This window comes from Pseudovibrio sp. WM33, from assembly GCF_001623165.1.
Lineage (GTDB): Bacteria > Pseudomonadota > Alphaproteobacteria > Rhizobiales > Stappiaceae > Pseudovibrio.
This window is the reverse complement of the sequence record NZ_LMCK01000090.1, coordinates 259,078-274,479: the sequence shown is the minus strand read 5'-3', so window position 1 is coordinate 274,479 and position 15,402 is coordinate 259,078. Positions and strand designations below refer to the sequence as shown.

At 51.8% G+C, this 15,402-nt stretch carries 11 protein-coding genes and 2 tRNA genes; 4 read left to right on the top strand and 9 right to left on the bottom strand.

Going from position 1 to position 15,402, the window contains the following annotated elements:
* Positions 1–8: 8 nt before the first annotated feature.
* The gene (locus PsWM33_RS16600; RefSeq protein WP_082827061.1) at positions 9–1,415 is read right to left on the bottom strand and encodes a M48 family metalloprotease; all 1,407 of its coding nucleotides are present in this window, start codon (positions 1,413–1,415) and stop codon (positions 9–11) included.
* Positions 1,416–1,499: 84 nt separating this feature from the next.
* A complete protein-coding gene (locus PsWM33_RS16595; protein ID WP_063300946.1) occupies positions 1,500–2,252 on the bottom strand; it encodes a hypothetical protein in 753 nt (250 codons plus the stop codon).
* 261 nt (positions 2,253–2,513) lie between these two features.
* On the opposite strand from PsWM33_RS16595, the gene PsWM33_RS16590 reads away from it, so the two are divergent.
* The 3 genes from PsWM33_RS16590 (at position 2,514) to PsWM33_RS16580 (ending at position 5,615) form a co-directional block, all read left to right on the top strand.
* Positions 2,514–2,590 (top strand) — tRNA-Arg (locus tag PsWM33_RS16590).
* A gap of 201 nt (positions 2,591–2,791) precedes the next feature.
* Entirely contained in the window at positions 2,792–3,628 is an 837-nt protein-coding gene (locus tag PsWM33_RS16585; protein WP_063300945.1) for an RDD family protein, read from the top strand.
* Positions 3,629–4,460: 832 nt separating this feature from the next.
* The gene (locus PsWM33_RS16580; protein ID WP_057461904.1) at positions 4,461–5,615 is read left to right on the top strand and encodes an alpha-hydroxy acid oxidase; all 1,155 of its coding nucleotides are present in this window, start codon (positions 4,461–4,463) and stop codon (positions 5,613–5,615) included.
* Positions 5,616–5,732: 117 nt separating this feature from the next.
* Here the strand turns inward: PsWM33_RS16580 and PsWM33_RS16575 are convergent, their stop codons facing one another.
* The 7 genes from PsWM33_RS16575 to hemC form a co-directional block, all read right to left on the bottom strand.
* Positions 5,733–6,737, bottom strand: coding sequence for a Gfo/Idh/MocA family protein (locus PsWM33_RS16575; protein WP_063300944.1), 1,005 nt, complete (start codon positions 6,735–6,737; stop codon positions 5,733–5,735).
* Positions 6,738–6,769: 32 nt separating this feature from the next.
* The gene (locus tag PsWM33_RS16570; protein WP_063300943.1) at positions 6,770–7,969 is read right to left on the bottom strand and encodes an AGE family epimerase/isomerase; all 1,200 of its coding nucleotides are present in this window, start codon (positions 7,967–7,969) and stop codon (positions 6,770–6,772) included.
* Between the two features lie 193 nt (positions 7,970–8,162).
* Positions 8,163–8,238 (bottom strand) — tRNA-Thr (locus tag PsWM33_RS16565).
* 160 nt (positions 8,239–8,398) lie between these two features.
* Positions 8,399–10,207 carry a heme biosynthesis protein HemY gene (locus PsWM33_RS16560; RefSeq protein WP_063300942.1) on the bottom strand — a complete coding sequence of 603 codons (1,809 nt, stop codon included), beginning with the start codon at positions 10,205–10,207 and terminating at the stop codon, positions 8,399–8,401.
* Positions 10,208–10,228: 21 nt separating this feature from the next.
* Positions 10,229–12,142 (bottom strand): COG4223 family protein, encoded by a 1,914-nt coding sequence (locus PsWM33_RS16555; protein WP_063300941.1) that lies wholly within the window; start codon positions 12,140–12,142, stop codon positions 10,229–10,231.
* Between the two features lie 202 nt (positions 12,143–12,344).
* Positions 12,345–13,055 carry a uroporphyrinogen-III synthase gene (locus PsWM33_RS16550; RefSeq protein WP_063300940.1) on the bottom strand — a complete coding sequence of 237 codons (711 nt, stop codon included), beginning with the start codon at positions 13,053–13,055 and terminating at the stop codon, positions 12,345–12,347.
* Positions 13,055–13,978 carry a hydroxymethylbilane synthase gene (hemC, locus tag PsWM33_RS16545; protein WP_063291779.1) on the bottom strand — a complete coding sequence of 308 codons (924 nt, stop codon included), beginning with the start codon at positions 13,976–13,978 and terminating at the stop codon, positions 13,055–13,057. The genes PsWM33_RS16550 and hemC overlap by 1 nt, the downstream gene beginning before the upstream one ends.
* Before the next feature lie 127 nt (positions 13,979–14,105).
* Between hemC and tsaD the strand changes: the two genes are divergently transcribed.
* Positions 14,106–15,218 carry a tRNA (adenosine(37)-N6)-threonylcarbamoyltransferase complex transferase subunit TsaD gene (tsaD, locus tag PsWM33_RS16540; protein ID WP_063301121.1) on the top strand — a complete coding sequence of 371 codons (1,113 nt, stop codon included), beginning with the start codon at positions 14,106–14,108 and terminating at the stop codon, positions 15,216–15,218.
* Positions 15,219–15,402 lie beyond the last annotated feature (184 nt).

The following is a 15,402-nucleotide window of genomic DNA, read 5'->3' as shown; positions in this document are numbered from 1 at the left end:
GAGCTTCTTTAGTCGGTAATGACCTTCAGGAGTTCACCTGGCTTGAAGCGTTGGTTCGCCTTAACCTGATTGAGGATCGTGAACAGCTCCAACCGGCGCGATGGCTCAATGCCGCTCATGCCAACAGCAAGCTTGCGAGCTGTCTCTCCACCCTTCGCCTGAATAATCTTAACTCGAAGTGGGTTAAGTCGAGCTTGTTCCGTGGGGCTTAACTGTCGGAAGCTACCAAGCGACTTTTCAAAATCACGAGTAAAAACAGCGGTTGGCGAACGATTTGCAAAGATAAACCGATATCCGGTTAAGCCAATGCGAACAACACCGATGCGGAAAGACCAACCATCTGTAATTGCAGAGCCAATAACGGCTGGCAGACCATTGATCGTGGTTGGGCGAACACTGTTATCAATCAGGCCATTGATCCAGCCAGATAACATGTAATCAGTTAAGCTGGCATATCCCGTCAGATCAGCACCATCAAAACGCATGGCAGTGCCGGAGTTATTACTCGCCAACACAGCCTCTGCTGAGTTCTCAAGCACAAATCCCTTTGGCACACTGAAGGAGATGCCAAGGCCTTTGTGAAGGAACTGCCGCGCACGGACATACCCTTCCAGTGGATCATCACCAAACAACATGCCATCCAAGCTGGTCAGATAGTCTTCACGACCATTCAGACCAATCCCCGGCGCCCCAATCTGCCGCGCACTACGCACAGCGCGTTGAATACGATCAGGCGTGTTTGGATGAGAAGAAAGAAAATCTGGCGCTGAACTGCTTTGCCCACCAAGCTGCTGATAGCGTGCAAATTGCCCCATCGTGTTCAGGAAGCGCGCTGCGGCGTAAGGGTCATACCCAGCGCCAGCAAGCGTTCTCACACCCACATCATCAGCTTCAAGCTCCTGCTCCTGAGAAAAGCGCGCGAACTGCACCTGCTTTTCTTTGACTGCTGCATCAATGGTCTGCTGATCTTTGCCGATATTGGTCATCACTTTGGTGACGAACTCAGCCTCTTCAGCCTGACGTTGGCGCTTGATCGCATGGCGCGCTGTCACGTGTGCCATTTCATGAGCAAGCACAGCAGCAAGCTCTGAGGTGTCGTTGGCAAGCGCCAGCAACCCGCGCGTCACATAAAGATAACCACCAGGAAGAGCAAAGGCATTGACTGCAGGGCTGTTGAGCAAAGTAATGCGGTAGTGCGCTTCAGGATCTTCCGAAGCTGCAACAAGACCACCAACAACACGTGCAATAGCTGCTTCAGCCTTACCATCCTTATAGACACCGCCATAAGTCGCGACGACACGCGGATGCTCTCTCGCCCCAACGTCACTCCCAAGCCCGGTTCGCAAGCTACCTGGTTTTTGAGCGCCTTGATTGGCAGAGCCGGTCAGCTGACACGCAACAAGAGCTACGGTCACTGCAGATATCACTAGCATTCTCAGGCTTGTCTGAAGTCCAGACAATGCACTACTCAAAGTCATTCGCGTTTCCGGCTCTTTGCCTTAGTCCAGAAGCTCCAACTGCGCTGGGTGCTTTAGCTCTATTAATGGTCCTTGGTTCAGTTGCATAACGCCCCTGAGGCGAACTCGCTTACCTTTCATCACTGAAAGATCATGCCCGAACTCCGAAAAATCCGCCAGCGTTCCCCTTTGAATAATCCCGGTTAAATCCTCTGTCCAGCGCTCACCAAAATTCAAGTATGTTTTGGATCGTGTTTGCCCAACAGAAATCAGCTTGGCTTCCACAATTCCATAAAGGCCGATTTGCTCGTAGCTAATTGACTTATAGTCATTAATTACATTTTTAATGACCCATAATCCAACATTTTTCTCGCGAGCCATACTCTCCAATTTAATAAGGAATTTCAAGCAATTGAAAGCTCTTAATTGTGGCCTAACAATGACCATTCCAGCTTTGACCAGCCTGACCGACAAATCACCCAATTCAGGATCAACCAGAATCGCAGGTCGGCGTCCCCACCGATCCGTTTGCTCAATCAACGCTTTTACCCTGACTTCCCGTTCCTCAAAAAAGTCATCAGCCAGCAGCAAATCCTGCTCTGCCATTGTCAAATCTGCGAGATAATAAAACTCACCGTCACTCGCGGTAAATCTCAAAGGATTTGCGAGCACCTCCTCCATCATGATGGTCGGCAAGCTCTCATCAAGAACCGAACGCTCATCACACGGCGTCGCTAACACGGTTCCTATACAGCTCAGCAAAAAGCAGAAAAAAGCAACAAATCCCCGGAACACAACAACCCACCAACAAAGTCCTATTTGGGAATTATATCAGGTCGATGCAGTCGGAACGCCCCCGAGAACTCTCTGAGAGCAAACCTCAAAGACGCCGGTTGAACAAATTCTCTTGCTTGAACTGATACCTAGCTTGTTCACAGAGAAGCAATCTATCTCGCCTACAGCCAAATTTCATGATATTTGAAAACGCGCTGCATCCTCAACGGATGATAACATCTTAAGCGGATCGATCCGGTCACGGATCAAGACACGCCTAAAGGCCCCGTAGCTCAGCTGGATAGAGCGGCCGCCTCCTAAGCGGCAGGTCAGTGGTTCGAATCCACTCGGGGTCACCATTTATATGAAATTATAATGACCCGGCATGAGAAAATAATTACTACGGGAACAGGCCTCTTTCTCCCTTCTGCATACGATTAATTCTTTGATTTCCTTGAACCTAAGACTGTATATAGAAACAAAATTTTAATCAGTTTTTGCGGTATCTGCGATCACTCTAGTTCCTCAGGTACTTAGCATTAAATGCCGGTACATATCCAATGACTGCAAAGTACTTCTGGCGAAGAGCATTCGCGTATCTACTAGATCTGTTTATCCTCGGCTTTGTCATTACCGCTATTGTCGTCGCATATAACAGTGTTTTTTCTACACGATTTCTTGCGCCAGAACTTCTCAAGACAACTGCCTGTGCACCTCAATTTGACATGATCTCGCAAGAGCGTATGAATGAGATCTTACCGCTCGAACCAGGCCATCAACGCCAGCAAATTCTCTGCAAGCAAACAAACATGTTTGCAAGTAGCTTCCACATAACGGCTCTTCAGAAAATCTGGAAGGAAGGCAATGTCACACGTTCTGTCTCAGTGAGTTACTACTCTGATGAATACGGTAATCAAAGAACTTACCTCCCATCAGAGCCGTTCTTCTATTTGCTCGCCCCATTCGTATTTGCCTTGTTTCTTGCTAGAATGGGTCAGACCCCAGGAAAGCGTCTACTCAATTTGAATGTATATAATGCCTCTCTTCAGAAGCCTGACCTAAAGTCAGCATTAAAACGTGAGTACTTTAAAGCGACAGTTCTCATCATCACAGCCTTGTTTGGGCTTTACTCACTCTATCAGATCGTCACGTTAGATTTGGTAGAAGCAGGAAAACAAGCTCAGGAACTACTTCAAAACCTCGGACAAGGAAATTTCTGGCTTTGGATCGTAGGCGGGGTTGTTCTCAGTCTCGCTGCCTTTTGGTTTGAGTTTGGCTCATTCATACGATGGAGAGGCCACACTTATTGGGACCAGTTCGCAAATCTTACGACGAGTAAGACAGAAGACTTGGTAATGAGAAAAGCCGAAGCCGACAAGGTTATCGCTGATAAGTAAACCGCCAATTGGATGGTGAGCTCTCTTCGGCTCGCCATCCAAACTTAAATCTTGAAGCAGTTCTTTCATTTGCATTTAGCTAATTGAGCCCACCATTGAGGCAGCCAAAACTGCACATGGAGGGTAAGCCATGAACTATATATCCAATGTGCTCAAACGGTGCGGAGATAACCTTCGGAACTGGTTTTACAATTGGATGGCCTGGATCAGTCGGCAGAAGAAATAAGAGCACAAAGCCTCCCTGATCCTCCCATACATATACTAAGAATGGGAAGCTGCACCTCCGCTTCCCACCGTCTCAGCTGCGCAAAATCAGAAGAACTCATCAACCGGATTGTTCAACAAGACGGCAAGACAAGCACTCACTGTCAACGCCCCTCGTTTATAGCATCGCCTCTCTCATCTGCACTCGTTCTTACATGAGATTACAGGCCCCCACCCCACCAACACGCATCGACAAGCTACGTATTTTCACTCACTAAATCTATTTTTTAGGCATCGGCAAAGTGAGCCTATGTCGCTTTTTGAGATATATTTCAGTTACATATCACAAATAGTACCTAGGCAAGATGAAGTCTCGGCCAGACACTCGCCAAACGTTTATGCAAACAAACAAAACAAGCAAATTCAGATAGTTATTTGACCGTTACGCTTTAGTCAGGACTGACAATTCAAAGATATTTCAGAGTACTTACGGCATTCATAGATGAATGCGAATAACGCTTTTCCCAATACTGGTAGACTGAAGTCGTATACATGTAATGTTGACATATCACCGATACGTGCAATCCCTCTATACATAAAAACTAATGTTTCGGGGGGAGGCCCGTACATGGCACCAATACTAGAAATCAGTGACCTCAAAGAGCGCGCTCGCAGACGCGTTCCAAAGATGTTCTTCGATTATGCCGACTCTGGTTCTTGGACCGAGAGCACTTATCAGGCAAACGAGAGCGACTTCGCGAAGATCAAGCTGCGTCAGCGCATCGCGGTCGACATGACAGACCGCACACTTGCCACCAAGATGGTCGGGCAGGATGTCTCCATGCCTGTCGCGCTGGCACCAACCGGTCTAACCGGAATGCAGCACGCCAATGGCGAAATTCTCGCCGCACAGGCAGCTGAGGAATTCGGCGTACCTTTCACGCTTTCAACCATGAGCATCTGCTCTATTGAAGCTGTTGCGGCAAAAACCACGAAGCCATTCTGGTTCCAGCTTTACGTGATGAAGGATCGAGACTTCATCAACGCCCTGATCGACCGCGCAAAGAACGCGGGCTGTTCTGCACTGGTTCTCACATTCGACCTGCAAATCCTGGGTCAACGCCACAAAGATTTGCGCAACGGCCTGTCTGCCCCGCCAAAGTTTACGCCAAAACACATCTGGCAGATGGCAACACGTCCAATGTGGTGCATGAAAATGCTCACAACGCCAAACCGCACCTTCGGCAACATTGTCGGCCATGCAAAAGGGGTTGGCGATCTCTCCTCCCTGTCCTCATGGACAGCAGAGCAGTTTGACCCGCGCTTGAGCTGGGATGATATTGAGTGGATCAAGAAACAGTGGGGCGGCCCGCTGATCCTCAAAGGCATTCTGGATAAGGAAGACGCACGCCACGCAGTCGACTCTGGCTGTGATGCGATTATCGTCTCTAACCACGGCGGACGTCAGCTCGACGGTGCACCGTCCTCTATCGAAATCCTGCCGGAAATCGTGGACGAGGTCGGTGATAAGGTGGAAATCCATATCGATGGCGGCATTCGCTCAGGTCAGGATGTACTGAAAGCCATCTGTCTTGGCGCAAAGGGCACCTACATCGGCAGACCATTCCTGTACGGTCTGGGCGCAGGCGGAAAGCAAGGCGTGACACAGTCATTGGAAATCATCCAGAAGGAACTGGATACCACCATGGCGCTGTGTGGCCGTCGCGATCTCAATACACTCAATCGCGACAACCTGTATTCCATCAGAGGTGAAAAAGTCTAGAGCGCGTTCCGTTTGATTGCATCCAATCAAACGACAAGAATTCGCTCAAAATAAAGAAGTTAGGGCATGAGGCGTGAATGCAAATGAGCGCAACATGCTCTAACGCTGGCAAGACATTCAGTCGGGAGACCCAACGGTCTCCCAGCTGTCATTGCGTTCAGAACGAACAATCGCATCAATGATTTCCATGTTCTGGATTGCATCTGCAACACCATAAGGCAGCTCTTCTTCACCTTTGACCACACGAGAGAACAGCTCTCCCTGCAGTGTATACTGATCACAGGCAGCAACGCGCTCCACTTCAATCGCACCATCTCCCGGCAAACTGCCAGAATCGAGACGCAAGATAGTCTCCTCACCAGCAGGTGCATTGAACGGGATAAGGATTTCCAGACGCTTGGCTGTCCCCACCAGATTGATACGCTGATACGGAGCAGACTGGGTTGAGACCGTAAACTGAGCCTGACGCCCCTCACCAAAATCCATCATCACAGACGTCAGACGGTCCGTGCCAAAGTTCTTGTCACGATCAACAAGGCTGACAACACGCTCTGGTTCAGCATCAAAGAAGTAACGCGACGCCACAATCGGGTAGCAGCCAATATCCATCAGCCCACCACCGCCAAGCTCTGCTTTATTGCGAATGTTCTGCGGATCCTGATTGCTGTAACCAAAGAACGCCTGAATGCTCTGCAGCTTGCCCAGCTCACCGGATTCAACAATCTCAAGCGCTCGCTGCCATTGCGGGTGCGCGCGAACCATAAAGGCTTCCATAACGAAGCGGTTGTCCGGCATTTCCAGTAGAAGGCGCGCTTCATCTGCATCAAGCGCAATCGGCTTTTCGCAAAGCACGTGCTTTCCAGCCTTCACAGCCTCAATCGTCATTGGCACATGCATGTGGTTTGGCAGCGGATTGTAGATCACATCAATATCAGGATCGGCCAGTAAAGCCTCATAGGAGCCGTAGGCTTTCTCAATACCTAATTCAGCAGCGACCTTCTTCGCATTCTCCTCATTACGAGAAGCAATCGCGACAACCTCAACGCCCTTGGCTTTTTGAAGCGCAGGAATAACCTTGTCGCGGCCAATCCGTGCAGTCGAGAGCACACCCCATTTAACCATTATAATTCTCCCAATCTATACTGCAGGAACCGCTATTTAGTGCTCTCACAAGCAACCACTTTCTGCCCAACTTCAGTTTTTGAAAAACGGTCGAGTTCAGAAATAGCCGAGATGATGTGATAGAGTGAGCTAGCTGGCGCCGCTTCCTTCACAAAGCTACCATCCGGCAAAAACTTGTCTTTCCAGAGACCTGCTGGCACATCCTCAAAGAACAGCTCCAACGCCTTCAGCGCATCCTGCATGGATTGGCGATACCGAGGCCACTCACTTTCAGGAGTACTCTCCAGCATGGCGATAGAGCCTTTAAGCCACTCAGCCTGAGACCACAGACGCGCCAGTGGATCACGCATGGAGAAGTCATCATTGATGCCCATCACCGCAACACCGCGCTCACGATCCACACCGTAGACCTCCGCAATCTCAAAGAGACGTGCAGCAGCAGATTTAGCACGCTCATCACCACGCAGCTTGTTCCAGCGGCTCAGCAACCAAGCCCACTCAAAGTGGTGCCCCGGCTCAAGCGCCCTGCCCTCATCACCTGGCATCGGAGACCAGTCCAGCGCAAAGAACTCCCGCAAACCGCCCGTTTTCTCGCAGATGAAGTGTTTGAGGCAAAGCTCGCCGAGCTCATCTGCCAGCGCGGACCAGACAGCTTTCTGCTCAGTGCTCAGATTCTCAGAGCGCTCCCACTCAAGGCACATTTCAAACAGATGCATATGCGGGTTGGCACCCAGTGGCGCACGTGCAGGTTCAGCTTCCTGAAAACCAGCAACAGGGTGCTTGAAGCGGTTCTTCAACACATCAAGCAAAGCCCCAGCTTTCGCACAGGCTTCCTCACGCTGTTCACTGTTCACATCAGCAATGCTGGAAAGAGCCAGTAGCGCAAAGGCTTGATTGTAAAGATCAAACGAAGTGTCGAGCAACTCACCATTTGGTGTCGCAAGCGCACCGATATATCCATCAGCAGTGCCGTACACCCGCTCCACATAGGCTTGCGTGCGCAGAGCAACATCCATCCACGGGCCATCCCAGCCCAGACGTCCGGCCTCACAATACACAAACACCATACGAGGGTTGACGCGACCACGTCTGTTATCCGCGCTGCCTTCACAGTCCAGTGTGATGGTCTCAGCAAAACCACCATTTGCGGCGTCTTCGCCAGCCTTCAACCAAAGCGGCAATGCATCTTCAAACAACCACGCGCGCAACTTATTCAGGTGATCGACAATCACTTCCGGTACTCCACACCATCCGCAGCCCGCTCCCACGAAACCCAGATGGCCTCCATATATGCAAATGAAATCATCGTGCTGAAAGGTTCGACTAAAGGACCAAAAAACACAAATCCGAACCTACGACGAGTAGGCGATAAGACAAAGCCAAACGAGCAAGTTTTTGGGGGATTATGAAGTATCAGAGAGTTAGTGGTGCCGCTGAAAGGACTCGAACCTTCGACCCCATCATTACGAATGACGTGCTCTACCATCTGAGCTACAGCGGCGTTCCAACTGGCACAAGGGGTGTGCCGGAAAGTGGAAGTTTGATACCCAAGCTCCCAATAAGATGCAAGTATGATTTGCATTGGTAGAGAATGCATCCACCAACAATCTACATAGGCAAGAGACGCGAAAAGAGACGCCCGCCTTGCCTATGCATTTTTCTTAGCGGAAGAACCTAAAACTCTGATCTTTTGGCGTTTTCGGATCTTCATCGTCTGGTTCAGGCCCAGGATCATCAGGAAGCTGAGAAAGCGGGAACTCCACCAGCTTCTCATCTTTCTTCTCAGGCTTTTCATAGGATGAGTTCGCGCCTTCCTCCTCAGTCTTGGAAGGCTCCTCTACCTTTTCCTCGGCCTTCTCATTAGCTTTGGTCGGCGCCCAGCTAGAAGATTCCACAGGTACGACAGTGGCACGAGGCTCTTCAGCCTTGGCTTTCTCATCCGGCTTTTTCTCAGCAGATGTCTCTTTCGCCGTTTCTGTCACAACAACAGGCTCTGCGGCGTCAGGCATTGCCGTTGGGGTTGCCACAGGCTCGTCCTTCACTGCAGTGGGTTTTTCTACCTCCTGCGGTTTAGGCACAACGATATCCGCCTCCACCGGTTCCTTCAGAACCTGTACAGGGGCAGCCAGTTCAGGCGGCTCAAACAGCTTGTCATCGATAACCTCGATTAACTGTTCCTGATCCACGGCACCTTCCGGCGCTGCCCACTCATAGGCATCCACACGGCCTGTCTTTGGAGAAACAGGAGCCCAGTTGGCAGAAACAACACCGTCTGCAGTCCAGACCTTGTCGCTTGGCGCACGCACAGCACGAGACAACCACTCACGAATGCGGCCCTGATCACCATGCTCGCGCTCTTCAAGATCAGCCATCAGCAAGAACGCACGTTGCGTTGGCTCAGAGCGCAGAACGCGCTTGAGCTGATCACGCGCTTCATCAAATTTCTTGGCTTCAATCGCGGCAACAGCAATCGCAATCGCCCCCTCAGAAGAGTAAGCGCGCATGCTCGCCAGTGTTCTGACACGGCTCAGTCGATCAGTGACGGAATCACCAGGACGAACATGGGCGTAAGCATCGGCAAGATCTGGGTGCGGGCTCAACTTCCACGTCGCCTCAAGGATCTTACTTGCTTTACGAACATCACCTGTCCGCGTCCGCAGACGGGCCGCAACAATCGCGGCAGGCACCAGCGAAGGCGCAAGGCCATGCGCTTCAACAGCAAGCGTACGCGCACGATCCGGATTTTCGTTCTCCAGCTCAAGAGCACGCGCAGTCAGCAGAACAGCTTTCTGGCGACGAAGGGTTTTCTTATCCAGCATGCGAGCGGCATAGTTGCGCTCAAGCGTTGCAATAGCTTCTTCCCAATCACCGGAAACGGCCTGATACCCAAGTACTGCATTGCCTGCCCAACGCAGACCCGGAACCAGATTAAAGGCTTCCTCAGCAAAGTGGCGCGCTGCTGCAGGTTCACTTTCCCGCTCCGCTTCAATGTAAAGGCCGTGCAAGCCCACAGCCATGGAGCGATCATCTTCCAACATCGCCTCAAACCGGCGACGGCTTTCTGCATGATCACCATCCAGTTGCGAAGTCTGCGCCAAGAGAAGACGTGCAGCAGGCTCGTTACCGTCCAGCAGTTTGTCTGCCTTCAGGCCAAACTTGCGCGCGTGTAGCGTATCGCCAGAACCAAGAGCCAGCAGTCCCTGAGACAAGGCATCATAGCCTTTGTCTTTGCGGCGGCTCTGCATGAAATGGGAGACCAGCGTTGGTGATTTCCAGATCAACCGGAAGAAACCCCAGGCCACAATCGACGCCACAATGGAAGCACCAAACGCAACAACAGCTGTCAGCAAGCTTGCCTGAACAACATACCCTTGCCATTCAAGCGTAACGACGCCCGGACGATCTGCCATCCAGGCTCCGCCAAGAGCCAGTAAAAATACAAACGCGAAAAAGATGAGAACGCGGACCATGTCCTTCGCTCCTTTCCGATACTACTTGTTTTCAGAAACAAGCGACTTCAAAACTTGAGCGGTGATTTTCTTCACCAATTCATCTGCTGCCAACCGGGCTTTCACCTGCTCAGCCCAAGCTGCACCAACCTGTTGCATCGGCTCTGGCAAAGCATCATAAGCTTTAATCGCTCCACCAAGATCACCCGCAGAAACCCGGGACTCCATCGTGCCAAGCAGCTCGCTGGAACTCGTCCCATCACTGTCAGTCGGCGTACGGACAGAAACAAGTGACTTGGCACTGGAGAACAGACGATCAACCACATCATCATTCTCACTCGTCAACGACACAGCACTCATATCACGCGCGACCTTACCAAATCCGGCAATCAACGCCGCAGAGGAAGGAATACCACTCGCAGCGCTCGCCTTAAGCGGCGCCAGCTCAGCAGCATCCCCTGGCAGCACAGCTTCAACAGCAGCCAGTTCCGCTTCATAGGTCTCACCAGAGTCCACAGCATTGCGCAAAGAGGCAATCGCGATGGCACGTGCGGCACGTTCCTGAGCACTTGCAGTCCCCAGAGCCTTCTCCAACCGGTCAACACGTGCTGTAATCTGCTGTGTTGTCTCGGCATTCGCCTGCGTCAACGCTTCAATCTTGCCTTCAAGAACTTTCTGCTCAGCCGTCAACTTGCCAATCTGCACAAGCGCTTCATCCACCTTGGAGCCAGTCACAGCCAACTGTGAACCAAGATCCTTCAGTTGTGTCGGCGCTTCTTTCAATGCCTGAAACTGTTTCTGCAAATCCGTCAGACTGCCTTGCACGCCCTTAAGAACCTGCTCGGCATTTTTTCGGGACGCTGCGGTCAGATCAGCAACCTGCTTTGTCAGCTGATCCTGAGTCTTCTTCATACTGGCAACAGCAGCACCATCACCGGCAGCACCGTTGGAAATCAGCTCGTTCAGCTCTTTAATCTCAGCACCAAGCGTCGAAACCTGCTCTTGCACCTTCGCGGTCACACCTGCAGTCGCATCACTCAATTTACTGCTGGTTTCTTTCTGGATCGCATCCAGCTGATCAGTCAGGTTCTGAATGGTTTCCTTAGCCGCAAAACTACCCGCCGCATGATCTTTCAGCGCGGTAATTTCCTGACTCAGCTGCGAATAGCGGTTCTTGGAGCTTTCCAGAAGAGCCTGAACCTCGGTCGCATTCTGACCAGAGCCGGCGCCAATCATCTGAAGCATGCCAACCTGATGCAGACCAACGCCAGCACCTGCAACAATCAGCGCACCAATAACGCCAGCAGCAAGCATCGCGCCAAATCCAGCACCTTGCTTAGGCGGATGCGGAGGCTTATCAGCAGGCCCGCCGGGGCCTTTACCGGAAGGAGGTGGTGGTGGAGGCGTATCCTTGCCACCCGAACCAGCCTTATCGTCCTTGCCCTTCACAGGCTCTTTCGCAGCAGAAGCGGTGGAGGTTTTGCTCGCGGCAGCAGTTTTGCTGGCGCCTGTCGTCTTCGTAGCAGAAGACTTTACTGTGCTGGATGCAGCAGCGTCCTTCTTCTCATCAACTGCGGCCTTTGCGCTTGCAGCAGCAGTCGGCTTGGCTGTTGTTGAGGCAGAAGGTCCCCCCGCAGCTGGTTTAGCGCCCGCTGCAGGCTTCGCAGCAGCAGCTTTCGTCGCTTCAGTATTTTCAGTCTTCGCGGATGATTGTGATTGTTGTTTACCGGTTGGCGGCACAGAGCCCGCCTTGGTAGAAGTCGCCTTGCTCGCAGCAGGCTTGGCCGCAGGACCAGCGCTCGCGGCAGGCTTATCAGTCTTGGAAACGTCTTTCGCAGGCAGGTCAATCGTGACAGGCTTTCGGGATCCACTGGAGAGCGGAGATTTCCGTGATGATGTTCCACCACCCGAGCCTGCCCCGGTGGACGCCCCACCCTTTTTGTCATCAGCAGCCATCAAAACCTCCTAGAATGGCGCGTTTCAAGCAGTTTCCAGCCGCGCCAATTTTCATAGTCACGCAATCTTAACAAGGCCTCTTAAGAGGCCTCTTTCTTAACATAAGCATCCCTTTAGCAAACTGCTATCAGGGAGAATTAGCACCTTGCCAAACAAACTGCGACTTCTCCATAGGGCTCAGAGAAGTGCAAATCACTTCCTCTCAACTTATCGAACCATTGAGAAGTTCAAACAAGCTATCCTCACGCGGCGTTTTCGCAGTAAAAACCTCGCCAAACGCTCCAGCCTGCTCTGCAACCCGCTTAGAAACACATAATGCTTTCATAGAGTTAAGAAACACTATGGTTTTTTCAAGATTTGAAAGGCTGAGAAAAATTTGAATTGTTCGCGGAGAATAAAACAACGCACAATCCAGCATCCCTGCTTCAATCAGTTCACGGGTTTTCTCAGAAAAGCCAGTCGCAGCAGCCATTTGGTAGACCTCCACCATACGGCAGGCAATGCCGTGCTGCTCAAGTTGTCCGACCAGGTCACCACTGCGTTCAATCGCTGCAGGGTAAAAGACAGGCCCCGCCTGTTTGCTGTCCGCAATCAGTCCGCCAAGGGAATCAACATCCCCATCCGCACATATGATCTCTTGGAAACCGGAAGCCTCTGCAGCTTTGGCTGTCGCCTCACCCACAGAATAGAGAGGAAGGTGCTGTAGCTGTGAAACAAGACCATTGAAGACAAGGGCTTCAATGGCATTCGCGCTCGTCACAGCAATCGCTTTGGCGTCCCCAGCCACATCACCGTCAACGGTCAGCTGCTGGAAACTCAGCATCGGCTCAACAATCACCTCGTGTCCCATAGCAATCAGCTTCTGTGCAGTTTTATCCGCTTGAGGCTGAGGACGGGTCACGAGTATTTTCATTAGAGCTCCAGAAAGTTTGGACCAGACTTCGCCTTCAGCTCTTTGCCAAGCTCGCGGCCAATCTCTTCAGCATCGCTTAACGGGCCTTCGCCTTCAACTGTGTGCGTCTGGCTGCCATCCGGTTTGATCACCTCACCGCGGAAACGGATACGATCCCCTTCCACATGGGAGAGACCAGCAATCGGCGTACGGCAAGAACCATCCATCTCAGCCAGATAAGCACGCTCCAGCAAAAGGCGGCTTTCAGTCTCAGCGTGATGGATCGGCGCAAGAATGCGCGCAGTCTCTTCATCACCAAGACGCGCCTCAATACCAATCGCGCCCTGCCCGACAGCAGGAAGGAAGTGCTCCACATCCATCAGCGAGGTCACCAGATCACCTTGTCCCAGACGTCGCAGACCAGCGTAAGCAAGGAAGGTTGCGTCAACCACACCTTCACCGAGCTTGCGCAAACGGGTCTGTAGGTTACCACGATACATCACCACATCAAGATCAGGCCGCAGACGCTTAATCTGTGCCTGACGACGCAAACTGGAAGATCCGACCACAGCACCCTGTGGAAGATCTGTCAGTTTTTCTACCTTTGGAGAAATGAAAGCATCGCGCACATCTTCACGTGGAAGGTAAGCGGTCATGCCCAGACCATCCGGCAGCACTGTCGGCATATCCTTGGAAGAATGAACTGCCAGATCAATGGACTTATCCAGCAAAGCTTCCTCAATTTCCTTGGTGAACAAGCCCTTGCCGCCTGCTTCGGAAAGAGGCCTATCTTGAATTTGGTCTCCCGTTGTTTTTATAACAACAATCTCGAAGTCATCATCGGTTAACCCGTGTGCCTTCGCGAGACGAGCGCGTGTTTCATACGCCTGGGCCAGTGCCAGAGCGCTTCCACGTGTACCAATTCTTATAGGTTTTGTTTGCAAGGATCACATTCCCAATGCTAGGGGCTCATGTTAGATGAGCGACATAAAATCATCGGCCCGCGAAATCAACCATGCTTTGCGCATGAGAGAACGACAAAAACCAAGCGGCCAAAGGAGACCAAACGTGCTGACCATCCTCGGCATAGAAACGAGTTGTGACGAAACTGCCGCTGCTGTCCTTGAGATTGATCAAGATGGCAAATGCGTAATTTTGTCCAACGTGGTGCATTCTCAAATCGATGAGCACACACCGTTCGGCGGTGTTGTACCAGAGATTGCGGCGCGCGCCCACATTCAGTTGCTGGATGGTATCGTAGATCAGGCGATGAAAACAGCAAATGTGAAGTACTCTAATCTATCCGCAGTTGCTGCAACCGCTGGCCCCGGCCTCATTGGCGGCGTCATCGTGGGCTTGATGACAGCAAAATCTATCGCCATGGCAATCGATAAGCCATTGATTGCAGTGAATCATTTGGAAGGACACGCCCTCACCGCACGCATGACGGATCAGGTTGAATTCCCATTCCTCCTGCTCCTCGTCTCCGGTGGTCACACCCAGTATCTCCTCGTAAAAGCTCTTGGGGAATACGAAAGATTGGGCACAACCATTGATGATGCGATTGGTGAAGCATTTGACAAAACAGCCAAACTGCTCGGCCTGCCTTATCCCGGCGGTCCGGCTGTAGAAAAAGCTGCAAAACTTGGTGATCCAACCGTTTACAAACTGCCACGGCCACTTTTGGACCGCCCCGGCCTCGATATGTCTTTTGCCGGGTTGAAGACAGCAGTGCGCACCGCCGCCTTAAAAGAAGAGCCTGTCAGCGAGCAAACCGTCAACAACCTGTGCGCCTCCTTCCAGGAAGCTGTCGCGGATGTTCTCGGAAAACGCAGTGCAAGAGCCTTCGAATTATTTAAAGATCGCTATCCGGATACGCCTGTCAAAATGGTTATCGCAGGCGGTGTTGCTGCAAACGAAGCAATTAGGATTCGTCTCAACGAGGTTGCCGCAGAACATAGTGCGGAATTAATCGCACCACCGCACAAACTGTGCACAGACAACGCCGCCATGATTGCATGGGCTGGAGCTGAGCGTCTGAGAAAACTCGTTGCCGAAGACCCATCTATTCTGGAGCAAAACGGTAAGGGCGACGACATGAACGAAGCCCCACGCCCACGCTGGCCTCTCGACAAAAACTCCGAAAGCGTCGTCGGCTTCGGTCGCAAAGGCGCAAAGGTTTAGCGACGACCACACGGCACAAACATACTTCCAAAATCCCGCCTCGCCTGCGGGATTTTTCAGTTCTGAAGCGCTAAAACTTATCCCCCTGTCCTCAACCGCGCTTATTCTCAGTGTTGTGCTCACGTATTCGGGCAGCTGGTGGACCGTCCATCAGTTCGGCGTGGGCTGGGCGGGGCTACCGGGC

Coding starts and splice junctions, on each gene's coding strand:
- PsWM33_RS16580 (WP_057461904.1), top strand. CDS start 4,461: ATGGCACCAATACTAGAAATCAGTGACCTCAAAGAGCGCGCTCGCAGA.
- PsWM33_RS16560 (WP_063300942.1), bottom strand. CDS start 10,207: ATGGTCCGCGTTCTCATCTTTTTCGCGTTTGTATTTTTACTGGCTCTT.
- PsWM33_RS16555 (WP_063300941.1), bottom strand. CDS start 12,142: ATGGCTGCTGATGACAAAAAGGGTGGGGCGTCCACCGGGGCAGGCTCG.
- PsWM33_RS16550 (WP_063300940.1), bottom strand. CDS start 13,055: ATGAAAATACTCGTGACCCGTCCTCAGCCTCAAGCGGATAAAACTGCA.
- PsWM33_RS16575 (WP_063300944.1), bottom strand. CDS start 6,737: ATGGTTAAATGGGGTGTGCTCTCGACTGCACGGATTGGCCGCGACAAG.
- PsWM33_RS16585 (WP_063300945.1), top strand. CDS start 2,792: ATGACTGCAAAGTACTTCTGGCGAAGAGCATTCGCGTATCTACTAGAT.